21 protein-coding genes are annotated in these 22332 nt (G+C 61.7%); 3 read left to right on the forward strand and 18 right to left on the reverse strand.

Features of this window, described 5'->3' with window-relative positions; genetic code table 11:
- Nucleotides 1–12: 12 nt before the first annotated feature.
- The 13 genes from lipB to leuS all read right to left on the reverse strand — a co-directional run bounded on the left by lipB (nucleotide 13) and on the right by leuS (nucleotide 13760).
- Nucleotides 13–681, reverse strand: a complete 669-nt coding sequence (gene lipB, locus M2367_RS00320) for a lipoyl(octanoyl) transferase LipB (protein ID WP_042040918.1) — start codon at nucleotides 679–681, stop codon at nucleotides 13–15.
- Between the two features lie 65 nt (nucleotides 682–746).
- Nucleotides 747–1010, reverse strand: coding sequence for a DUF493 family protein YbeD (gene ybeD, locus M2367_RS00325; protein WP_042040917.1), 264 nt, complete (start codon nucleotides 1008–1010; stop codon nucleotides 747–749).
- A gap of 335 nt (nucleotides 1011–1345) precedes the next feature.
- Nucleotides 1346–2548, reverse strand: coding sequence for a D-alanyl-D-alanine carboxypeptidase family protein (locus M2367_RS00330; RefSeq protein ID WP_259235465.1), 1203 nt, complete (start codon nucleotides 2546–2548; stop codon nucleotides 1346–1348).
- Between the two features lie 208 nt (nucleotides 2549–2756).
- A complete protein-coding gene (locus tag M2367_RS00335; RefSeq protein ID WP_042040915.1) occupies nucleotides 2757–3671 on the reverse strand; it encodes a septal ring lytic transglycosylase RlpA family protein in 915 nt (304 codons plus the stop codon).
- Entirely contained in the window at nucleotides 3616–4611 is a 996-nt protein-coding gene (gene mltB / locus M2367_RS00340; RefSeq protein WP_404972845.1) for a lytic murein transglycosylase B, read from the reverse strand. Before mltB ends, M2367_RS00335 begins: the two co-directional genes overlap by 56 nt.
- 23 nt (nucleotides 4612–4634) lie before the next feature.
- Nucleotides 4635–5738 carry a rod shape-determining protein RodA gene (rodA, locus tag M2367_RS00345; RefSeq protein WP_259235466.1) on the reverse strand — a complete coding sequence of 368 codons (1104 nt, stop codon included), beginning with the start codon at nucleotides 5736–5738 and terminating at the stop codon, nucleotides 4635–4637.
- Nucleotides 5731–7668 (reverse strand): penicillin-binding protein 2, encoded by a 1938-nt coding sequence (gene mrdA, locus M2367_RS00350; RefSeq protein WP_224431139.1) that lies wholly within the window; start codon nucleotides 7666–7668, stop codon nucleotides 5731–5733. Before mrdA ends, rodA begins: the two co-directional genes overlap by 8 nt.
- Nucleotides 7669–7709: 41 nt before the next feature.
- Nucleotides 7710–8177 carry a 23S rRNA (pseudouridine(1915)-N(3))-methyltransferase RlmH gene (gene rlmH, locus M2367_RS00355; protein ID WP_005894642.1) on the reverse strand — a complete coding sequence of 156 codons (468 nt, stop codon included), beginning with the start codon at nucleotides 8175–8177 and terminating at the stop codon, nucleotides 7710–7712.
- Between the two features lie 5 nt (nucleotides 8178–8182).
- Nucleotides 8183–8518, reverse strand: coding sequence for a ribosome silencing factor (gene rsfS, locus M2367_RS00360; protein WP_042040911.1), 336 nt, complete (start codon nucleotides 8516–8518; stop codon nucleotides 8183–8185).
- A 69-nt stretch (nucleotides 8519–8587) separates the two neighbouring features.
- A complete protein-coding gene (gene nadD, locus M2367_RS00365; RefSeq protein WP_224431138.1) occupies nucleotides 8588–9274 on the reverse strand; it encodes a nicotinate-nucleotide adenylyltransferase in 687 nt (228 codons plus the stop codon).
- A 94-nt stretch (nucleotides 9275–9368) separates the two neighbouring features.
- On the reverse strand, nucleotides 9369–10406 hold the full coding sequence (holA, locus tag M2367_RS00370; protein WP_259235826.1) for a DNA polymerase III subunit delta: 1038 nt from the start codon (nucleotides 10404–10406) through the stop codon (nucleotides 9369–9371).
- Nucleotides 10407–10580: 174 nt separating this feature from the next.
- On the reverse strand, nucleotides 10581–11063 hold the full coding sequence (lptE, locus tag M2367_RS00375) for an LPS assembly lipoprotein LptE (RefSeq protein WP_042040907.1): 483 nt from the start codon (nucleotides 11061–11063) through the stop codon (nucleotides 10581–10583).
- A 120-nt stretch (nucleotides 11064–11183) separates the two neighbouring features.
- Nucleotides 11184–13760, reverse strand: coding sequence for a leucine--tRNA ligase (leuS, locus tag M2367_RS00380; protein ID WP_259235467.1), 2577 nt, complete (start codon nucleotides 13758–13760; stop codon nucleotides 11184–11186).
- 148 nt (nucleotides 13761–13908) lie between these two features.
- Between leuS and M2367_RS00385 the strand changes: the two genes are divergently transcribed.
- Entirely contained in the window at nucleotides 13909–14391 is a 483-nt protein-coding gene (locus tag M2367_RS00385; RefSeq protein ID WP_224431136.1) for a zinc ribbon-containing protein, read from the forward strand.
- 69 nt (nucleotides 14392–14460) lie between these two features.
- On the opposite strand, the gene lnt is transcribed toward M2367_RS00385, so the two are convergent.
- From lnt to miaB, 5 genes are all read right to left on the reverse strand, one after another.
- Complete coding sequence (lnt, locus tag M2367_RS00390) at nucleotides 14461–15990, reverse strand: apolipoprotein N-acyltransferase (protein ID WP_042040904.1); 1530 nt, start codon at nucleotides 15988–15990, stop codon at nucleotides 14461–14463.
- A 163-nt stretch (nucleotides 15991–16153) separates the two neighbouring features.
- On the reverse strand, nucleotides 16154–17038 hold the full coding sequence (gene corC, locus M2367_RS00395) for a CNNM family magnesium/cobalt transport protein CorC (RefSeq protein WP_224431134.1): 885 nt from the start codon (nucleotides 17036–17038) through the stop codon (nucleotides 16154–16156).
- Nucleotides 17039–17119: 81 nt separating this feature from the next.
- Nucleotides 17120–17605: an rRNA maturation RNase YbeY gene (gene ybeY, locus M2367_RS00400; protein ID WP_224431133.1), complete on the reverse strand. Its 486-nt coding sequence runs from the start codon at nucleotides 17603–17605 to the stop codon at nucleotides 17120–17122.
- Entirely contained in the window at nucleotides 17602–18657 is a 1056-nt protein-coding gene (locus tag M2367_RS00405) for a PhoH family protein (RefSeq protein ID WP_259235468.1), read from the reverse strand. Before M2367_RS00405 ends, ybeY begins: the two co-directional genes overlap by 4 nt.
- Before the next feature lie 49 nt (nucleotides 18658–18706).
- On the reverse strand, nucleotides 18707–20140 hold the full coding sequence (gene miaB / locus M2367_RS00410) for a tRNA (N6-isopentenyl adenosine(37)-C2)-methylthiotransferase MiaB (protein WP_025326104.1): 1434 nt from the start codon (nucleotides 20138–20140) through the stop codon (nucleotides 18707–18709).
- A 294-nt stretch (nucleotides 20141–20434) separates the two neighbouring features.
- On the opposite strand from miaB, the gene M2367_RS00415 reads away from it, so the two are divergent.
- Together M2367_RS00415 and M2367_RS00420 are read left to right on the forward strand one after the other, a co-directional pair.
- On the forward strand, nucleotides 20435–21631 hold the full coding sequence (locus M2367_RS00415; RefSeq protein WP_259235469.1) for an FAD-dependent monooxygenase: 1197 nt from the start codon (nucleotides 20435–20437) through the stop codon (nucleotides 21629–21631).
- A gap of 29 nt (nucleotides 21632–21660) precedes the next feature.
- Nucleotides 21661–22245: a cysteine hydrolase family protein gene (locus tag M2367_RS00420; protein ID WP_259235470.1), complete on the forward strand. Its 585-nt coding sequence runs from the start codon at nucleotides 21661–21663 to the stop codon at nucleotides 22243–22245.
- The last annotated feature ends 87 nt before the right edge of the window (nucleotides 22246–22332 follow it).

The raw sequence follows: 22332 nt of genomic DNA on the forward strand, positions 1-22332 counted from the left end.
GCAGGAAACGACTCATGCTGCTTGCTCGACATGGGTAATGGTCTGATAGCCGATCAGGCTGGCCAGGGCGTCGATAAGCGGCACCGCCGCGTCGGCGACGCTCAAAGGGCCGCCCAGGGCACTGGTTTGAGCCATCGGCATGCCTGCATAACCACAAGGGTTGATCCGCAGGAAGGGGCTCATGTCCATGTTGACGTTGAGGGCCAGGCCATGGAAGGAGCAGCCGCGCCGAATGCGCAGTCCCAGGGAGGCGATTTTGGCCTCGAAACCGGCTTGCTGCACATAGACACCGGGGGCATCCGCCTTGGCATAGGCGGCGATATCGCTCAGGGCCAGGGTCGATATGATGGCCTGCTCCAGGGCGGTAACCAGCTCGCGCACCGACAGCTTGCAGCGGCGCACGTCCACCAGCACATAGAGCACCAGCTGGCCGGGGCCATGATAGGTCACCTGGCCACCACGATCGCTCTGCACCACAGGAATGTCGCCGGGGGCGAGCAGATGCTCGGCCTTGCCGGCCTGTCCCTGGGTGTAGACGGGCTCATGCTCCACCAACCAGAACTCGTCAGGGGTGTCGCCATCGCGGCCGTCGGTGAACGCCTTCATGGCGTCCCACACGGCCTGATAGGGGCTGCGACCCAGGTGTCTGATCAGCAGGTGACGTTGTGCTGGGCTGGACATGGTTTCCTCACGGGCAGGGCACGACAAAAAATTCGTCGCCCTCAGGGGGCGACGAAGGCATGAGGTTACAGAACGTAGCGAACCAGCTCTATGTTACCCAAGGCGGTATACATGGCTTCGACATGTTCTTTGCTCTGGGCGGTAACCGTCACCCGTACAGAGTGATAATTGCCTTTGGAGCTGGGTTGGACGACGGGGCTGTAAGTGCCCGGCGCATGCTGCTGCAGCACTTGGACAACCTGATCCGGCAGGGCGGGATCGGCGACACCCAGTACCTTGAAGGGGAACTTGCAGGGGAACTCCAGCAGTTCATCAAACTTGGTATTCATTGACTCACCTTTTGTGTCATCAGGGATGACTCTCTCATGTAGCTCATTGCCCTTGGCCTAGACGGCCGCCAGTACAAGTCTATATGGGCATGGCCCAGACCGGGATCAAGACCCGGTTTCGTGCGACAAGACATGGAGGTGCTGCTTTTTACCACAAATCCCGGGGCGGCGGAACCTGCAGATTGCAGGGTTATTCGCTAGTGGCTGCCAGCGAGACAGTAACGGCGCCTGATGGCGCCGTTACTTGACAACATTTTACCCTGCTTGTCCGGCGTCAGCTGGTCAGCCGCCGGGCCATGACTTAGGCCTCGCAGGCTGACGCACTTAGCCGAGCCTTACTTGAACCAGCTGGTCACCAGCAGGACGACATAGTCCCACAGACGGCTCATCAGGCCACCCTCTTGCACATCTTCCAGGGCAACCAGGGGCACTTGCTTGATCTCTTTGTCACCCTGCTTGAGGAAGACGGTCCCGACTTTTTGTCCCTTGGTCAGCGGTGCCTTCAGCTCGCTGTCGAGCTGGAAGTCCGCTTTCAGGTTGCTGGCCTGACCGCGGGTCACCACCACAGAGACATCCTGATCCACCCCCAGCTTCACCTCCGGCTTGTCACCCATCCAGATCTTCTGGCTCACCAGCTCGGTACCCGCTTTATAGGGGGTGGCGCTTTGGAAGAAGCGGAAGCCGTAGGTGAGCAACTTCTTGCTCTCGGCGGCGCGGGAGGCCTCGCTGTTGGCACCGAATACCACGGCGATGAGGCGCATGCCCTCATTGTTGGTGGCGGAGGAGACCAGGTTGTAACCGACCTGGCTGACGTGGCCGGTCTTGATGCCATCGACCTGCAGGGATTGATCCCACAGCAGGCGGTTGCGGTTGTGCTGAGTGATGCCGTTGAACACGAACGACTTCTGGGAGTAAATCTTGTACTCCTCCGGCAAGTCGCGGATCAGGGCCTGGCCCAGGCGCGCCATGTCGTGGGCGGTACTGTAGTGACCCTCGGCATCCAGACCATGGGGGTTCATGAAGTGGCTGTCGTTCATGCCAAGCTTGGCGGACCAGGTATTCATCAGGCTGGCGAAGGAGTCGGTGCTGCCTGCCAGGAATTCGGCCATGGCGACACAGGCGTCATTGCCGGACTGGATGATGATGCCCTTGTTGAGATCGTCGACGGAAACCTGCTTGCCAACCTCGATGAACATCTTGGACGAATCGGAGTAGTTCTTGGACCAGGCGTTTTGGCTGATGGTCACCATGTCGGTGCGCTTGATATTCCCCTTGAGCAGCTCCTGACCAATGATGTAGGAGGTCATCATCTTGGTCAGACTGGCAGGCGGCAGGCGCTCTTCGGCATTCTCCTCGGCGAGGACCTGACCACTGGCGTAGTCGATCAGGATATGGGCCTTGGCCGAAATGGTCGGCGCGGCGGGCACTACCACCGGCATGCTGTTGGGGGTGGGCAGTGCATCCGGCACCGGGGTATTGGCCTGGGCGGTTGCGCTGATCAGGGCGGCGAGGATAACTGAATGAGAAAATTTGGACATCGTGAAAATTCCTGCGGGCCTGGTCGGGGGGTGACCCCTGGTAAATGTAAATGAAAAAGCGGGGCTAACTATACCAGAAGCGCGCAGCGGTTATAGTCCGGCATGGCGATCGGGGGGGATTTTTTAACAATCCAGCTCAGCAAACGCGTCGTAATCAGGCGCGCCCCCGCCTTGCAGTGGCCGCGGGGGAGGGCCTGAAACGAGCGCATCAGGGGAGCAAGAAAGCCTGTTCGAATCCTGAGCTGCGCAACTGTTGCAGCAACTCAGCCTGCTTGGCCGCAGGGATGGGGCCCAGCAGCACGCGAAAGACGTGGCCGGCGGCCTCAATCTGATGAGGTACCCCATATTGTTTGCCGAGGCTCTCGGCCAGGCTCTGGGCCCGCTGCTGGGACCCGCTGGCGAGCACCTGCATCCGCTTGTCAGACCCTGTCGCCGGGGTGGCCGCAGTGCTGGCCACAGGTGTCTGGGCCTTCACCGCCGGTTTGGCTGGGGGCGCGACTGGAGGCTTGGCCGCTATCAGGGGCTCGGGGGCCTGGGCCGCGAGGGTGTCCGTCATGGGAATGTCTGCCACCCGTTCAATCTGTTGATCCGGGGTATCGGTGATGAGATCCAGCCTGACTCGCGCCGTGCCGTTATCGACCATGCCGAGTTGATGGGCGGCGGCATGGGAGAGGTCGATGAGTCGTGATGGCGTGAAGGGACCACGGTCGTTGACCCGCACTATGGTCTCTTTGCCATTGTCGAGGTTGGTGACCCGCACATAGCTCGGCAGCGGCAGGTTGCGGTGGGCCGCACTGAACTGGCTGCTGTCCATGATGTCGCCGTTGGCGGTCTTGTTGCCGTCGAGCCCCTGGTCGAGCCAGCTGGCGGAGCCCTCCTCGCTGTAGTCCTTGATGTCGCGCCACACCTGATACTTCTGCTTGCCTATCCAGTAGTCGCGGTTGCCGCTCGCGCTCAGGGGCTCATGGCGCGGTATGGCGCCAGTGGCCTGGGGGAACTCGATGACCGGCGGTTTCTCCACCTGTACTGGGGGGGAAGGGGGGGCCGGGGGCTGCTCGGGTTGGCTGCTACAGGCGGCCAGCAACAAGGTCAGGCTGAGAAGGAGGGCTTGGTTGTGCTGCATAGGCATCCTGAATGGCTTGGCTGAGTTGATAGACCGCCATGCCGTACAAGGGGCTGCGGTTGTAGCGATTGATCACGTAGAAATTGTGGCGGGCGACCCAGTAGCTGGGGCCGTCCGCCTTATCGAGGGCCAGCAGACGAACCCTGGTATTGGCATCCAGTGGCGTGGCGAGGCGCAGCCCGGCATCAAACAGGGTCTGCCATGGCAGGGTCGGTTCGGGGGCCTTGCCTATCAGAGACTCGGCGACCGGCAGGGTCGCCTCGGCGGGCTCGACCACGGGCTCCTGCCAGCGCCAGCCATGCTCGGCAAAATAGTTGGCCACGCTGCCGATGGCATCGGCCTTGTTGCCGAACAGATCCCGCTTGCCGTCACCATCAAAATCCACGGCATAGTGGCGATAGCTGGAGGGCATGAATTGACCCATGCCCATGGCGCCCGCGTAGGAGCCCTTGAGGGTCTGGAGGGACAATCCCTCCTCCTGGCCGAGCAGCACCAGCTGGGCAAATTCCTTGGCGAAAAAATCGGCCCGTTCCGGGTAGTAGAAACCCAGGGTATAGAGACTGTCGAGTACCCCGTGGCGGCCCATCTGCTTACCGTAGGCCGTTTCTACCCCCAGGATGGCGGTGATGAGGGCGGCGGGGACTCTGTAAGTCTGTTCCGCCTGGCTGAGCTGGGTGTGGTTTTCTTGCCAGAAGCGCACACCGGCCTGAATGCGTTGTTCGGTGACGAACAGCGCTCTGTACTGATACCAGGGCTTGGCCTCCCAGGGGCGCTGCATCAGCGCCAGTATCTCGGGATTGAGTCGGGCGGCCCCGGCGGCAGCCTGCAAGTCGGCCAGAGGAACGGCCTGACGTTCGGCCAGGGTGGTGAGGGTGGCCATGCTCGGCGGCGCAGTGGCGACGGGAGCCGCCATGGTTGGCAAGGTCACTGCCAGCAACAGCAGGCGGGAGGCGCGCCGCAGCATCAGGCCAGCAGCCTTCTGTGAGTCTGAATGGACATCAGGATGCCGAAGCCGGCCATCAGGGTCACCATGGAGGTGCCGCCGTAACTCACCAGCGGCAGCGGCACGCCGACCACCGGCAGTATGCCGCTGACCATGCCCATGTTGACGAACACATAGACGAAGAAGGTGAGGGTCAGGGCGCCGCCAAGCAGGCGTTCGAAGCTGCTCTGGGCCTGCATCGAGATATAGAGGCAGCGGCTGATGATGTAGAGATAGAGTGCGAGCAGCAGCGCGACGCCCACCAGGCCGAACTCCTCGCTGAACACCGCGAAGATGAAGTCGGTGTGGCGCTCTGGCAAAAATTCCAGCTGGGATTGGGTGCCCTGCAGCCAGCCCTTGCCAAAGACGCCGCCGGAGCCGATGGCTATCTTGGACTGGATGATGTGGTAGCCGCGGCCGAGGGGGTCTTTCTCCGGATCGAGCAGCATCAGCACCCGCTGACGCTGGTAGTCGTGCATCAGGAAGAACCAGAGTACCGGCATGAAGGCCGCCGCCAGCAGCGCGGCCAGTCCGATGAGCCACCAGCTGATCCCCGCCAGGAAGATGACGAAGAAGCCGGAGGCCGCCACCAGGATGGAGGTGCCAAGATCGGGCTGAGCCGCGATGAGCAGGGTCGGCAGCAGCACCATGATCAGGGCGACTATCACGTGGCTGAGTTTGGGAGGCAGCGAATGCCGGCTGAGCCAGGTCGCCACCATGATGGGCATGGAGACCTTCATCACTTCGGAGGGCTGGAACTTCATGAAGCCGAGATCCAGCCAGCGCTGCGCCCCCTTGCCGATATGACCAAAGACATCGACCGCGATCAGCATCAGCACCACCACGGTGAACACGGGGATGGCCCAGCGGGCATAGAGGGTCGGTGGCAGCTGGGCCAGGGCCAGCATCAGCACGAAGGCGAGGCCGCCGCGCACCAGCTGGCGCACGATGGAGTCCATGTCCTGACCCGAGGCGGAGTAGAGCACCACCATGGAGAGGGCCATGAGGCAGAGCAGACCGATCAGCAGGGGCAAATCGATATGCAGCCGGTACCAGAGGCTGTTCTGGCGGGCCGAGTTACTCATGGGGGCTTACCTCTGTGGCGTTGGCATCGGTCGGTTTGGCTGCCGCCGCTTTGAGCGGGGCCGGGGGCAGTTCGGGCTCGGGGGGCAGCAGATAGGAGTCGAGCATCTGACGTGCCACAGGGGCTGCGTTCTTGCTGCCGCCACCGGCGTTCTCCAGCACCAGGGCCACTACGGCCTTGGGCGCCTCGAAGGGGGCATAAGCGACAAAGAGTGCATTATCCCTGTGCTCGACCTTGGTGGTGGCCGCGTTATAGATCTGGTTCTCCTTCAGACCGACCACCTGGGCCGTGCCCGATTTGCCACCGGAGACGTAGGCGGTATTGGCAAAGGCATGACGGCCACTGCCTTCCTTGCCCTGGTTGACCCGCCACATGCCCTGCTGGGCAACTTGCCAATAGCTGTCGCTCTTGGTCTTGAGCGCCACCTTGGTATTGATCGGCGCAGGCACCGAGCCATCCAGGGAGACGGTGCTCTTGAGCAGGTGCGGCGTCACGTCATGACCGTTCTGGGTCAGGATGCTGATCGCCTTGGCGAGCTGGATGGGCGTGGCACTCCAGTAGCCTTGGCCTATGCCGATGGAGATGGTGTCACCTTGATACCAGGGTTGGCGCCAGCGTTTCATCTTCCACTCCCGGGAGGGCATGACCCCTCGGGTCTCCTCGTAGAGATCGACGCCACTGTACTGACCGAAACCGAACTGGGTCATGTATTCGTGGATCTTGTCGATGCCGACCCGGTAGGCGAGATCGTAGAAATAGGTATCCGCCGACACTTCGATGGCGCGATACACATCGAGCCAGCCATGGCCCCAGCGGCGCCAGTCCCGGAACTTCTTGGTGGTACCGGGAATGGAGAAGGTGGGTCCGCCAAAGTAGCGGTATTGGGGGGTGATGGCCCCCTCGTTGAGCCCCATCACCGACATCATCGGCTTGACGGTGGAGGCGGGGGCATAGATGCCCTGGGTGGTGCGGTTGACCAGCGGGCGGGCCGGATCGTTGAGCAGACCCGAATAATTGGTGGTGGAGATGCCAGTCACGAACAGATTGGGGTCATAGCTCGGGCTCGACTCCATGGCCAGGATGGCACCGGTCTTGGGATCCATCATGACGATGGCCCCCCGCTGGCCAGCCAGCAGCTGCTGGGCACGTAGCTGCAGGCGGATGTCGATATTGAGGTAGATGTCCTTGCCGGGCTGGGGTGCCTGGAACTTGAGGGTACGCACCACCCGGCCACGGTTATTGACCTCGACCTCCTGGTAGCCGGCGACGCCGTGCAACTGATCCTCGTAGAACTTCTCCACCCCCTGCTTGCCGATATCCTTGGTGGCCGCGTAGTTGGCGAGTTTGTCCTCTTTATCGAGACGCTCCACATCCCGGGTATTGATCTTGGCCACATAACCCAGGGCATGGGTGAGGGTATCGCCAAAGGGGTAATAGCGCTTGAGGTAGGCCTCGATGCTGGCCCCCGGATAGTTGTGCTGATCGACGGAGAAGACCGCGACCTGCTTCTCGGTCAGCTTCTCATAGAGGGAGACGGGCTTGAAGCGACGCTGACGCTTGACCTCCGCCAGGAACTTCTCCTTGGTCCCTTCCGGCAGCCCGAGCAGGGCGATGAGTTCATCGGCCATCTTGTCGATGTCCCCGGCCTCTTCCGGCACGATTTCCAGGCTGTAGACCGGGCGATTTTCCGCCAGCAGCACGCCATTGGTGTCATAGATGAGGCCGCGCGGAGGGGCCACCGGCACGACCCTGATCCGGTTGTCATTGGAGCGGGTCTGGTAGGTGTCGAACGATTCTACCTGCAGGTAGTAGAGATTGCCGAGCAGCACCAGCATCAGGGCGACCATGCCCAGGTAGGCGACCAGGGTGCGACGGAAGAAGAGGTTGCCCTCTGCACTGTGATCGCGCATCTCGATGCGTTGTTTCAGCATGGGGATGCCTCAACCTTGGGGGGGAGCGAAAACATAAAGCGCTATTCCCTGTGATAAGGGTGGTTGGTGGTGATGCTCCAGGCCCGGTAAAGGCTCTCGGCCACCAAGACCCGCACCAGGGGATGGGGCAGGGTGAGTGGCGAGAGGGACCAGCTCTGCTCGGCAGCCGCCTTGCATTCAGGGGAGAGCCCCTCGGGGCCGCCTACCAGCAGGGCGACGTCGCGGCCATCCAGCTTCCAGGCTTCCAGCTGGCCTGCCAGCTGCTCCGTGGTCCAGGGCTTGCCGGGAATATCCAGGGTGACGAGGCGTGAACGACCCGCAGCGGCCAGCATGGCTTCCCCCTCCTTTTGCAGGATACGGGGGATGTCGGCATTCTTGCCGCGTTTGCCTGCGCTTATCTCGACCAGCTCAAATGGCATGTCTTTGGGAAAGCGGCGGCGGTATTCCTGGAAGCCGTGCTCGACCCAGGCGGGCATCTTGGTGCCCACGGCAATTAACTGAATCTTCATGGGGATCAGGCTTGTACCGGAGCACTGCCCCAGAGTTTCTCCAGTTGGTAGAAGTCGCGATACTCGTCTTGCATCACATGCACTATGACGGAGCCCAGATCGACCAGCACCCACTCGCCGGTCTGTTGTCCTTCCACGCTCAGCAGATTGAGCTTGGCATGGCGCGCCTCGCTCGCCAGGTTACTGGCGATGGCACAGACATGACGACTGGAGTTGCCGGAGCAGATGATCAGGGTATCCGTGATGGTGGATTGACCGCGCACATCCAGGGTAACGATGTCGCGGCCCTTCATGTCATCGATCTTGTCGATGATGAAGGCGTGCAGTTGTTGCTCTTGCAATAGTGTTTCTCCTCTGGATCCGGCGCGGCTTGCTTGGGCATGGGGCGGCGGATTATATCATGGGTGGCTTCATTTCCTACCAGGCTGGGTAGGGGAAGCAAGGGGGATCTTTGCGCTGGCGCGATAGAGCCCTTGTTGATCAATATAGTGTGCGACAGAGGCTGGCAACAGATAGCGGGGATCCTGTCCCTTGGCCAGCAACTCCCGCAGCGCCGTGGCAGAGAGATGGATGGGCAGGTTGTCTGCCAGCCAGATATGACCGGCCAGATGCTGGTGCAGGGCACCGGGATCCCGAGTCTGATGGCGGGCCAGCAGCTCGGCCACCGGGGCGGGGTAATCCGGCTGCCAACCCGGGCGGCCGCTCACCACCAGATGGGCATGGTCGAGCAGTGCTTGCCAGCGATGCCAGCTCGGCAGACTGAGCAGGGAATCCATGCCCATCAGAAAGCAGAGCGGCGTGTCGGGCAGCTCGCTCCTCAGCTCGATAAGCGTCTCTATGGTGTAGGAGGGACGCTCTCTCCTCAGCTCCCGCTCATCGACCACAAACCCCGGATTCTCTGCCGCCGCCAGCCTGACCATGGCCAGGCGCTGCTCGCTCGAGCAGAAGGGGTTGGCCCTGTGGGGGGGGATATGGTTTGGAATGAGCCGGATCTCGGCCAGTGACAGCGCCTGTTGCGCCTCGATGGCTGGGCGCAGATGGCCGATATGAATGGGATCGAAGGTGCCGCCGAGCAGGCCGATAGCTGGATTCAACATGCAGCCCACCCCTGTGGCACTGTCCTGATCGTCGGGGGCCGATGACAAATGGACTCGAAGATGGCCTTTGTCGCGCGCAGGCCGATTGGTTTGCTTAGCATGGGCTGCGCTCCACAGCCATCGGCAAGGGGTGACCATCGCGAAATCCCAGGGCCAGGGTTTGCAACAGCAGCCAGGCACGCTCTGTCTCGAAGTGGCTCAGGGCGGCGTCGAGCTGGCTCATCAGCTGCCAGAGCTGCTGCAACTTGGCAAAGGGCAAGCGGGTCAGCGCCTGCTGGATCAGCTGCTGGCGGCTCTGCCAGATACGCAGGCGGGAGAAGTGCTCCCCCAGGGGTTGGCCACTGCGCATGGCCAGCGACAGCTCGGTGAGCGGTTCCAGCTCGCGAGCCAGGGTCCAGGCGAGCATGCCGGGCTCGGTGCCCTCGGCGCGCAGGGCCTGCAAGATGCGCTGGGCCCGGTTCACTTTGCCCTCCAGCAGGGTATCGATCAGCTGGAAGGGGGTGAAGTGGGCGTGACGAATGATGGTCTCTTGCAGATAGGGGACGCTGATGGGCTGAGGTGGATCCAGCAGGGTCAGCTTCTCAATCTCCTGACTCGCCGCCAGCAGGTTGCCCTCATAGGCATGGCACATGAAATTGATGGCATCGGGCAGGGCCTTGAGGCCGAACTTCTGAAAACGGGCCCCCATCCAGCGCGGGAAGAAGCGCGGCTCCGGGTGGTTGACCGGCACATAGGTTCCAAGTTGGTAGAGCTTGTCGAACCAGGCTGCCTTCATCTGGGTCTGGTTGAGCCGGCCACCGCTCAGCACCAGCAGCAGGTCGGGATGCAGCTGCTTGCCGATTTCGCTGATGCGGGCGGCGAGATCCTTGTCGACTTTTGGGGGGAGCTCCAACTCGATGAGCTGGCGGGCCGAGAACAGGCTCATGGCCTGGCAGGCATCGTAGACCTGGTTCCAGTCAAGCCCCGGCTCGACCACGAAACTGTGGCGCTCATCGAACCCCAGCTTGCGTGCGTGCTGGCGGATGCTGTCGATGGCCTCCTGTTTGAGCAGCGGCTCGTCACCAAAGACGAGATAGCAGGGCCTGAGTCCTGTCTTGAGATGATCCGCAAACTGCTCGGGGTAAATCCTCATCAAGATACTCTCATCAGAACTGGCTCTGGCTGGGTCGATGGATGGGCAAGGTCGATGGCCTGCTCTGCTGTCTCGAGCCGCGGCTCGGCACCAAAGACGAGATAGCAGGGCCTGAGCCCTGCCTTGAGGTGATCCGCAAACTGCTCGGGGTAAATCCTCATCAAGATACTCGCATCAGAACTTGACCTGGCTCAGCTGCCGCACTATCAGGCTGGCGGCCTGTTCCTGCATCTCCTTGCCGAGCTGCTCCTGCTCACGGGAGGAGGCAAGGGCCGCGTCCGGTTTGTTCAGGAAACTGCGGTTGAAGGTGATGGGGAAGATCTGGGTCGGTTGACCCGGCATGGAGATGGTAAAGCTGGTGCTGTAGCCGAGCACATACTCCCTGTCCTGACCGAGGGCATCGACCGAGGCGACCTCGCTGCTGTTGCCGATGCTGCCCAGGGTCAGCACCGGAATGCCTTCCTTGTCGTCCAGCACGACCCCTGACGCCTTGAGGCGGGTGGTCACCAGTCGATAGAGATCGCTCTTGGTGTCACCGACCACCTTCATGGTCATCAGTTCGGGGGGAATGGCCTGGCCGCGCATCTGGAAGCCGCAGGCCGAAAGCAACAGTGTGGTCAACAGTATGCTGATCCAGCGAATGAGGGGCGAACCCATGGCATGTCCTCTCCAACAAGGAGGCGGCGCGCACCGGCGAGCCGCCTCCTTTGATTATACGAGGGTGCGCGACCTGCGGCCTTGCACCCGGTGATGGCATCGGGAAGGATGCCTGATTAATCAGTTAGCGACTATGTTGAGCAGCTTGCCCGGGATATAGACAATCTTGCGCACCGTCAGGCCGTCGATGAACTTCTGCACGCTGGCATCATTCATGGCCTGGCGCTCGATGTCGGCCTGACTGATCTCGGCGGGCACCGTCAGCTTGCCGCGCATCTTGCCGTTGATCTGCACGACGACCAGCTTCTCGGTCTCGACCATGGCGGCCTCGTCGGCCACCGGCCAGACGGCGTGGTCCACATCGTCACCCTTGCCCAGCATCTTCCACAGCTCGAAGCCGATGTGCGGGGTGATGGGGTAGAGCATGACCACCACGGCTTCCAGCGCTTCTTGCATCAGGGCGCGGTCTTGCGCATCCGAACCCAGCTTGGCCAGGTTGTTCATCAGCTCCATGATGGCGGCGATTGCGGTGTTGAAGGTCTGGCGGCGACCCACGTCATCGCTCACCTTCTTGATGGTCTTGTGCAGCTCGCGGCGCACCGCTTTCTGATCGCCGGTCAGGGCGGTCAGGTCCAGCGCAGGCACGGCACCGGCCGAGACGTGTTCGAAGGTGAGGCGCCACAGACGACGCAGGAAGCGCTGGGCCCCTTCGACGCCGGAGTCGGACCACTCCAGGGTCATGTCGGCCGGGGAGGCGAACATCATGAACAGACGGACGGTATCGGCGCCGTAACGCTCCACCATCAGTTGCGGGTCTATGCCGTTGTTCTTGGACTTGGACATCTTGGTCATGCCGGAGTGGATCACTTCGCGGCCTTCCAGATCGACGGCCTTGGTGATGCGGCCCTTCTCGTCACGCTCGAGCTTGACCTCGGTCGGGCTGACCCAGACGTTGCCGCCCTTCTCGTCCTTGTAGTAGAAGGCGTCGGCCAGCACCATGCCCTGGCAGAGCAGGCGCTTGAACGGCTCACTGCTGTTGACCAGGCCCGCATCGCGCAGCAGCTTGTGGAAGAAGCGGGCGTAGAGCAGGTGCATACAGGCGTGTTCGATACCGCCAATGTACTGATCCACCGGCAACCAGTGGTTGGCGGCAGCCGGATCCAGCATGCCCTTGTCGTAGTCCGGGGAGCAGTAACGGGCGTAATACCAGGAGGACTCCATGAAGGTGTCGAAGGTATCGGTCTCGCGGAACGCTTCCTGGCCGTTGTAAGTGGTCTTGGCCCAGTCGGCATCGGCCTTGATCGGGCTCTGGATGCCGTCCATCACCACGTCTTCGGGCAGCAGTACCGGCAGTTGATCTTCCGGGGTTGGCACCACGGTGCCGTCGGCCAGAGTCAGCATCGGGATGGGGGCACCCCAGTAACGCTGACGGGAGACACCCCAGTCGCGCAGGCGGAAGTTGACGGTGCGTTTGCCGCGGCCCAGCGCCTCGAGCTTGTTGGAGATGGCATCGAAGGCGGCCTGGAATTCGAGGCCGTCGAACTCGCCGGAATTGAACAGCACACCCTTGTCGGTGTAAGCGGCGTCGCTCACATCCACCTCGCCATCGGCGGGTTTGATGACCGCCTTGATGTCGAGGCCATATTTGGTAGCGAATTCAAAGTCACGCTGGTCGTGGCCGGGGACCGCCATCACGGCGCCGGTGCCATAGTTCATCAGCACGAAGTTGGCGACCCAGACCGGCACCTTATGGCCGCTCAGAGGGTGAATGGCGTACAGGCCGGTGGCCATGCCCTTCTTCTCCATGGTTGCCATCTCGGCTTCGGCGACCTTGGTGTGCTTGCACTCTTCGATAAACGCGGCCAGTTCCGGATTGGTGGCAGCAGCCTGCAGGGCCAGCGGGTGACCGGCCGCGATACCAACGTAAGTCACGCCCATCAGGGTGTCGGGACGGGTGGTATAGATGTCGAAGGAGGCATCGCTGTCGGCGACCTGGAAGGTCATGTTGACCCCTTCGGAGCGGCCAATCCAGTTGCGCTGCATGGTCTTGACCATCTCGGGCCAGCCATCCAGGTTCTCTATATCGTCCAGCAGCTCCTGGGCATAGTCGGTGATCTTGATGAACCACTGGGGGATCTCTTTCTGCTCCACCGGGGTGTCACAACGCCAGCAGCAGTTGTCGATCACCTGCTCGTTGGCGAGCACCGTCTGATCGTTCGGGCACCAGTTGACCGAGGAGGTCTTCTTGTAGACCAGGCCCTTCTCATGGAGCTTGGTGAAGAACCACTGCTCCCAGCGGTAGTAATCCGGCTTGCAGGTGGCCAGCTCCCTGTCCCAGTCATAGCCCAGTCCCAGCATCTTGAGCTGGTTCTTCATGTATTCGATGTTTTCATAGGTCCAGGGGGCCGGCGCCGTGTTGTTCTTGATGGCGGCGTTTTCGGCGGGCAGACCGAAGGCATCCCAACCGATGGGTTGCAGCACGTTCTTGCCATTGAGCCGTTGATAACGGGAGATCACATCACCTATGGTGTAGTTACGCACGTGCCCCATGTGTAGACGACCAGACGGATAAGGGAACATGGAGAGGCAGTAGAACTTCTCTTTGTCTACTTTCTCCACTGCCTTGAAGGTTTTCTTGGCATCCCAGTGCTGTTGCACTGCTGGTTCTATGGACTGGGGAACGTATTGCTCTTGCATTTGGTGACATCCGGATCTGTGAAATGGGTAGATAAATCGGCTGGGAAATCCCGATAGAATACCCATATCCTGCGGCGGCAACAACCGTCAGCGTCCCGGGTTACCAGTCGGGCAAAGCATCCATCCGTCATTCGAGAGGAGTAATGCCATGGACAAACGTCGAAAAGGTTATGAGGCCTTCATCGCCCAGCTCAGGCAGCAGTGGGAGGAGACGGAAGCCTTTCAGGGCGAGCGCCTCAATCGCATGATTGCCAAGGTACAGGCTTATATGGAAGCCGCCGGTGACCTGACCCAGGATGAGCTGGCCCTGATCGCCGAATACGTGAAGCGGGATCTGGGCAACTTTGAGGCCGGTCGGGCCGAGGCACCGGAGTCGGCTTTCATGCTGGCGCTCAAAGACACTGCCTGGTCCTGGCTCGCCGATGTGACCGACCGATCCCAGGTGGAATGGCAGGAGCTGGCCGACGAACTGGAGCACAAGGGCGTTTATCGTGTTGGTGATTGGGTCGGCCTCGGGGTGCTGGTGTGCGAGGATTGTGAGTGGCGCCATACGGTGCTTCATCCGCAGCAGCTCGGCCCCTGCCCGGAATGCGGGGCGAGCGAGTTCCATCGTGAGCCCCTCTCGCCCTGAGAGTCCGCGTATCCCAGACATAGAAGAAGGCGCCTTTTTGGGGCGCCTTCTTCATTTATCCCTCGGCTATCACAGTTCACGAGCCCAGGGGTGGGCGCGGGGTCTCAGCACCAGGGCCAGCCCCAGCCCCAGGGCGCAGAACGCGTAGAGGGGCCAGCTGCCAAAGCGGTGATAGGGAGTCTGGCCATGGGCGGGACGCACTTCACTGCGCAGCACCTTGGCTTCGAACTGCGGGATCTGGCCTGTGATGCTGCCATCGATCTCGGTGGTGATGGTGATGCCGTTGTTGGTGGCACGCAGCAGCGGGCGAGCCAGTTCCAGGGCGCGCATGCGAGCGATCTCCATGTGCTGCCAGGGACCTATGCTGCTGCCAAACCAGGCGTCATTGGAGACTGTCAGCAAGAAGTCGGTGTCCGGCTGGACGGTGCGGCGCAGCTCCTCCGGGAAGATGATCTCGTAGCAGATGGCCGCGGCCAGCTTGAACCCCTTGGCGATCAAATTGGGTTGCACCTCATCCCCTGGGCTGAAGGAGGACATGGGCAAATTGAAGAAGGGGGCGATGGGGCGCAGCCAATCTTCGAACGGCACATATTCGCCAATGGGCAGCAGATGATACTTGTTGAAGCGGTTCTCATGCTCATAGTGGTAGCTCTGTTTGCCGTCCGCATCCTGTACCCCCATGCCGAGCACCACGTTATAGAAACGCTGCTGCTTGGTGTCGTAGTTGATGATACCGGCCAGCAGGGCGGTATCATTGATCTTCATCGCCTTGTCCAGGCTCTCCAGATAGTTGCCCATCTCTTTTTCGAGTGCCGGAATGGCGGATTCCGGCCAGATGATGATGTCGGCATCCTGGTTGTCGCGGCTGAGATCCTGATAGGTGCGAATGGTGGGCACCAGGGCCTCGGGATCCCACTTGAGGGACTGGGCTATGTTGCCCTGCACCAGCGCCACCTTGACCGGCTCGCCCCGGGTCACCCAGTTGAGCTGCATCAATCCATGGGCGCTGGCGACCAGGGCGACCGGCAACAGCAGCCAGGCCGGTTTGCGGCTCTGCCACAGGAGCCAGAGGGCTGAGGTACAGAGCAATAGCGCGAGGGTGATGCCCTGCACCCCGAGGATGGGGGCAAAACCCTTGAGGGGGCCATCAATCTGGCTGTAGCCAAACCAGAGCCAGGGGTAGCCGGTCATCACCCAGCCGCGCAGCCAGTCGGCGATGAGCCAGAGCGCCGGGAAGGCGAGCAGCCAGCGGCTCCAGTGGCGGGCGGTGAAGAAGCGGGCGAACAGCCAGCAGGCCAGGGTCGGGTAGAGGGACAGATAAGCCGCCAGTGCGGTCAATAGCAGGAAGGCTGCTGGCAGGGGGATGCCACCAAACTCCGTCATGCTGACATGGATCCACCACTGCCCCGGCAGGAACATCCCCATGGCGTAACCAAAACCGCGCCAGGCGGCTTGCCTGGGGTTGGCCTTGTCCAGCAGGGCATAGAGGCCAAGCAGGGAGGGGACAACCACGGGCCAGTAACCGAAGGGCGAGAAGGCCAGTACGGCGAGGGCGCCACAGGCAAAGGCACAGAGGCTTGTCAGGAGTTTTGATTTCACGGGTAATTGGGGCTCAAATTGGGCTTCAATGATATTGGCCGCTATCTTAACCCGTAATGGCGGGCAACGGCGAGCCCGGGGGCTCGGCATTGACAGATCGCCAATGAAAACGCCCCGCGGTGCGGGGCGTTTTTTGCAGTCAACCAGGGTGGCGTGCGCCGGCTTACTGGGTCTCGGATTGTGCCGCGATATGATTTTCGGGGATCCTGACCTGCAACTGCTGCAGACGACGACGGTCGGCGTGCATCACCTTGAACAGATAGCCATCGAGCTCTATCTCTTCCCCTTTCTTGGGCAGGTGACTGAAGGCGTGCATCACCAGGCCGCCCACCGTATCCACCTCTTCATCGCTGAACTGGGTGCCGAAATAGTCGTTGAAGTCTTCTATCTCGGTGAGGGCGCTGATCGCGAAGACCCGCTTGCTGATGCGGCGGATCTCATCGGGTTCGTTGTCGTCATCGTCGAACTCGTCATCTATCTCGCCGACGATGAGCTCGAGAATGTCTTCTATGGTCACCAGACCCGAGACACCGCCGAACTCGTCCACCACTATGGCCATGTGGTAGCGCTCCTCACGGAACTCCTTGAGCAGACGGTCGACCCGCTTGCTCTCGGGCACTATCACGGTCGGGCGCAGGATGTTTTCGAGTTGCAGGGGCTCGCTGGCGTGGTGAGAGCCAAAACCGAATGGCAGCAGATCCTTGGCGAGCAAGATGCCCTCCACATGATCCTTGTCTTCGTTGATCACCGGAAAACGGGAGTGACCAGATTCTATGATGACCGGCAGCAGTTCATCCACGGATTGGGATTTCTCGATGGTCACCATCTGGGAGCGGGGGATCATGATATCGCGCACGCGCAGCTCGGCAATTTCGAGCACACCTTCAATCATGTCCTTGGTGTCCTGGTCGATGAGGTCGCGCTCTTCGGCGTCGGCAATCACATCTACCAAATCATTGCGGTCTCTTGGCTCGCCCTGGAAGAGTTGGCTGAGTTTATCGAGCCAGGTTTTCTTCGGCGAGCCGGTACTAGGGTGATCGTCGGTCATGATGTCTCTTGATTACTCATTAAAGGGTCAGCGACCCGAATAGGTCAGGCCCGAAGGCCTGCGTCGTCAACGGGGTTGACGTCAGTCGCCGTGATGCTCGTCACCGAGTATATCGTCCTGATAAGGATCTGGGAAACCGAGCTCGGCCATGATGTCGCGCTCAAGCCCTTCCATCTCTTCGGCTTCCTCATCCTCGATATGGTCATAACCTAGCAGATGCAGACTGCCGTGCACAACCATATGGGCCCAGTGGGCTTCCAGGGTTTTACCTTGCTCTGCGGCCTCGCGCTCCACCACCTGACGACAGATAACGAGATCGCCGAGCAGGGGCAGCTCCATGCCTGGTGGAGCCTCAAACGGGAAGGAGAGCACATTGGTGGGCTTCTCCATGCCGCGATAGGTGTGGTTGAGCTGCTGGCTCTCGGCCTCATCGACGATGCGTATCGTCACCTCGGCCTCTGGCTGGAAGCCGAGGATGGTGCCTTCCAGCCAGCCTTGCAGCTGGGCTGCACTCGGCAGCCCCGTCTCTTGCTCAGAGGCCAGTTGCAGATCCAGGGTCAGGCTCATTGGGCGCTCTCTTGTTTGGCGTTGGCTCTATTGGGTTTGGCAGTGGCGGACTCGGCCTGCCGGGCGTCGAACGCCTCGTAGGCCTGCACTATGCGGGCTACCACGGGGTGGCGCACCACGTCCTTGGATTCGAAGAAGTTGAACGACAGGCCATCGACCCCCTGCAGCACTTCCAGGGCGTGGCGCAGGCCGGATTTGGTGCTGCGCGGCAAGTCCACCTGGGTGATGTCGCCGGTGACCACCGCCTTGGAGTTGAAGCCGATGCGGGTCAGGAACATCTTCATCTGCTCCGTGGTGGTGTTCTGGGCTTCGTCCAGGATGATAAAGGCATCGTTCAAGGTTCTTCCGCGCATATAGGCGAGGGGCGCCACCTCTATGATGTTGCGCTCCATCAGCTTCTCGACGCGCTCGAAGCCCAGCATCTCGAACAGGGCGTCGTAGAGGGGGCGCAGGTAGGGGTCCACCTTCTGGGAGAGATCCCCGGGCAGGAAGCCGAGCTTCTCACCGGCTTCCACCGCCGGGCGGGTCAGCAGGATGCGGCGGATCTCCTGGCGCTCCAGGGCATCCACCGCGGCGGCCACCGCCAGATAGGTCTTGCCGGTACCGGCCGGGCCTATGCCGAAGCTGATGTCGTGACGCACTATGTTGCTGATGTACTGGGCCTGGTTCGGGCTGCGGGGCTTGATGAGGCCGCGCTTGGTCTTGACCGTCACCTCCTTGCCATAGGGCTGGCTCGGCGCCTCGTCATCGTCCTGCTCCAGCACCCGGGACTCCTGCACCGTCAGGTGCACCATCTCGGGGGTGATGTCGGTCACCTTGCCCCCCTTGAGGGGCTGGGTTTCCACATAGAGGTGCTTGAGGATGGCGGCCGCCGCATCTATCTGGGCCTGCTTGCCGAGCAGCTGGAAGTGGTTGTCACGGTAGCTGATCTCGATGCCGAGACGGCGCTCCAGCTGCTTGAGGTTGTCGTCAAAGGGGCCGCACAGGTTGGCGAGACGCAGGTTGTCGGCGGGTTCCAGGTGCAGGTTCAGGGTCGAGATGTGTCGGCTCAAGGTGTCCTCGTATCGGCTGTTCCCCCCGCCCTCGGGAGGGGGGAGAAAATTAATGGGGTCTGAAGGCCGCCACCCCGAGATCATCGGGGACGTTGTCCGGGCGGCGAGCCAGGATTTCGCTCGGCGCCGTGGCGATGCGCAGATTCATTTCGTCCTCGCCGCGGATGAAGCGGCCACGCAGGGAGTAGGGGCGCACGTCGGTGATCTCCACGTCGGCGAAGCCGCCGATGAGGCGGTGCGGGCCTTCGAAGTTGACCACCCGGTTGTTCTCGGTACGGCCACTGAGCTGCATGGGATCCATCTTGGAGGGCCCCTCCACCAGGATGCGCTGCACCGAGCCCAGCATGGCACGGCCGATGAGCATGGACTGGTGATTGATCTGGTTCTGCAGCCGGGTGAGGCGGGCCTTCTTCACCTCCATGTCGACGTCGTCCGGCAGATCGGCGGCCGGGGTGCCGGGGCGCGGGCTGTAGATGAAGCTGAAACTCATGTCGAAGTTGATCTCCTCGATGAGCTTCATGGTGGCCTCGAAATCCTCGTCCGTCTCGTTCGGGAAGCCGACGATGAAGTCGGAACTCATGGTGATGTCGGGACGGGCGGCGCGCAGGCGGCGGATCTTGGACTTGTACTCCAGCACAGTGTGCGGGCGCTTCATCATGGTCAGGATGCGATCCGAGCCGCTCTGCACCGGCAGGTGCAGGAAGCTGACCACTTCCGGCGTGTCCTTGTAGACCTCGATGATGTCGTCGGTGAACTCGATGGGATGGCTGGTGGTATAGCGAATGCGGTCGATGCCGTCGATGGCGGCCACCAGGCGCAGCAGCTCGGCGAAGGTGCAGTCATTGCCATCGAAGGTCGGGCCGCGGTAGGCGTTGACGTTCTGACCGAGCAGGTTCACCTCGCGCACCCCCTGCTGGGCGAGCTGGGCGATTTCGTAGAGCACGTCGTCGAGCGGGCGGCTCACCTCCTCGCCGCGGGTGTAGGGCACCACGCAGAAGGAGCAGTATTTGGAGCAGCCTTCCATGATGGAGACGAAGGCGGTGACCCCCTCGGCACGGGGCTCCGGCAGGTTGTCGAACTTCTCGATCTCGGGGAAGGCGATGTCCACCTGGGCACCGCGCCCCTCCTGGACCTGCTTGATCATGGCGGGCAGGCGGTGCAGGGTCTGGGGGCCGAAGACGATGTCCACATAGGGCGCCCGGCTGCGCAGGGCTTCCCCTTCCTGGGAGGCGACACAGCCACCCACCCCTATCACCAGTCCCGGTTTTTTCAGCTTGAGCTTCTTCCAGCGACCGAGCTGGTGGAACACCTTCTCCTGGGCCTTTTCACGGATGGAGCAGGTATTGAGCAGCAGGACGTCTGCCTCCTCGGGCTCTTCGGTCAGCGTGTAGCCATTGCTGGCGTCCAACAGGTCGGCCATCTTGGACGAGTCGTACTCGTTCATCTGGCAGCCCCAGGTCTTGATGTGAAGTTTCTTGCTCATTGCTACTCTTGACGGTTTTTGGCTGTTTCTAAAATTTGACAGGGTCAAACGACCGAGCATTTTACTCCGCAATGGGGACGCTGACCAGTTAATATCCAGCTGGCACCAGGCTTGGCGTGATGGAACTTGTCCTGTTGCCATGGCCGGGCCCTGGCGAGCCAGGTCACTGCTTGCCACCGCATCTTGGGGTATCATGGCCACAGCAACGCTTGGCCGGTTGCCAAGCCTTTGTCACAGAGCCCACCCTCGTCGGTTGGCGCCGCGCCTCTGGGCGCCCGTTTTCAGGAAGCACCCATGTTTGCAAAGTTAGATGTCCCCAGCCAACGGCCCAATGACGCCGATGTGATCATCGTTGGGGCCGGCATGGTGGGCGCCGCCATCGCCTGTCTGCTGGCGAGTCAGGGGCGCTCGGTGCGGCTCATCGAGACGCGCCTGCCCGAACCGTTCAGCCCAGAACAGCCATTGGACTTGCGAGTCTCCGCCATCAGCCAGGCCTCGGTGGCGCTGCTGGACAAGGCCGGTGCCTGGCAACACCTGCAACAGATGCGGCTGTGTCCCTACCGCCGACTGGAGACCTGGGAGCAAGCGGGTTGCGCGACCCGTTTCTCGGCCGAGGAGCTGGGCCTGCCCCAGCTCGGTTACATCATAGAGAACCGCCTCATCCAGCTCGCCCTGCTGCGCCGCATCGAGGATTTTGCGAACATCCAGACCCATACCCCGGCGGCGGTGCAGAGCCTGCAGCAGAACGGTGATCACGCCACCCTGCTGCTCGATGATGGTACCGAGTTGCGGGCCAGCTGGGTGCTGGCCTGCGACGGTGCCGAGTCCCTCACCCGGCGCCTGGCCGGGATCGGGGTGTCACGCTTCGAGTATCGCCAGCACTGCATGCTGATCAATATCGATACCGAGTTCGAGCAGGAAGATATCACCTGGCAGCAGTTCACCCCGAGTGGGCCGCGCGCCTTCCTGCCGCTGCCGGGTCAGCATGGCTCTCTGGTCTGGTACGACAGCCCGGCCCGGATCCGGGCTCTGTCGGCCCTGGATAACGAGGCCCTGGCCGCCGAGGTGCGTCAGCACTTCCCGACCCGACTCGGCGGTTTCAGGGTGACCGGCAAGGGCAGTTTCCCGCTGGTACGCCGTCATGCCAACGACTATCACGCCGGGCGGGTGGTGCTGCTCGGAGATGCCGCCCACACCATCAATCCGCTGGCGGGTCAGGGGGTCAACCTCGGCTTCAAGGACGTGGCCTGCTGGAGTGAACTGCTAGAGGCGGCGGGAGACAATTGGCAAGATCCTGCCTTGGCAAGGCGTTATGAGCGAAGCAGGCGCCCGGACAATATGTTGATGCAGTCGGGGATGGATCTCTTCTACGCGGCCTTTAGCAACGACATAGGGCCGCTGCGCCTGGCCCGCAATCTGGCGCTCAATCTGGCCGACAAGGCGGGCCCCCTCAAGGAGATGGCGCTACGCTACGCACTGGGGCTGGTGTAGGTCACTCGTTCACATTTGGAGACGCAACCATGACAGACAAGGCACTGCTGGTCATCGATTTCATCAAGGATCTCGCCCACCCGGATGGCAAGATAGCGGCCTCTGCCCGCCACGTGCAGGAGCAAGACGCCATCACTCATGCCAATCAGGCACTGAAATATGCCCGGGCCCATGGTTGGCTGGTGATCCAGGTCAAGGTAGGTTTTGAGGCCAACTATCATGTCCAGCCCAAGGGCTCCCCCATGTTTGGCCGCGCCCAGGACTTTGGTGCCCTCTGCCTCGATGGCGAGGGGTGCGAGTTTCACCCGGAGCTTGATGTGCAACCGACCGATCTGGTGATGGAGAAGCCAAGGGTCAGTCCCTTCTATGGCACCCTGCTTGAGCCTGCCCTGCGGGCCAATCGCATCGAACACCTCTACCTGTGCGGGCTGAGCAGCAGCTGGGCCATCCAGGCCGCGGCGCGGGATGGCCATGACAGGGATTACCGCATCACCATTTTGGAAGATGCCTGCGCCGCGGCGGATGCCAATGAACACCATGCATCCCTGCGGATGCTCAGCCGTATCGCCGAGGTCATCAAGGTCGAACAGCTAACGGCGGAGGGGCAAGGCTAACGCCTCTGGGCGGCTTTCGCTCATAACAGAAGGCCGATCCTCATGCTCGGCCTTCTGTTTTTGCGGGTGGGCATGAGGGCAACTGCA

The sequence above is a fragment of the Aeromonas sp. BIGb0445 genome, from assembly GCF_024809075.1.
In the GTDB taxonomy this organism is placed as follows: domain Bacteria; phylum Pseudomonadota; class Gammaproteobacteria; order Enterobacterales; family Aeromonadaceae; genus Aeromonas; species Aeromonas rivuli.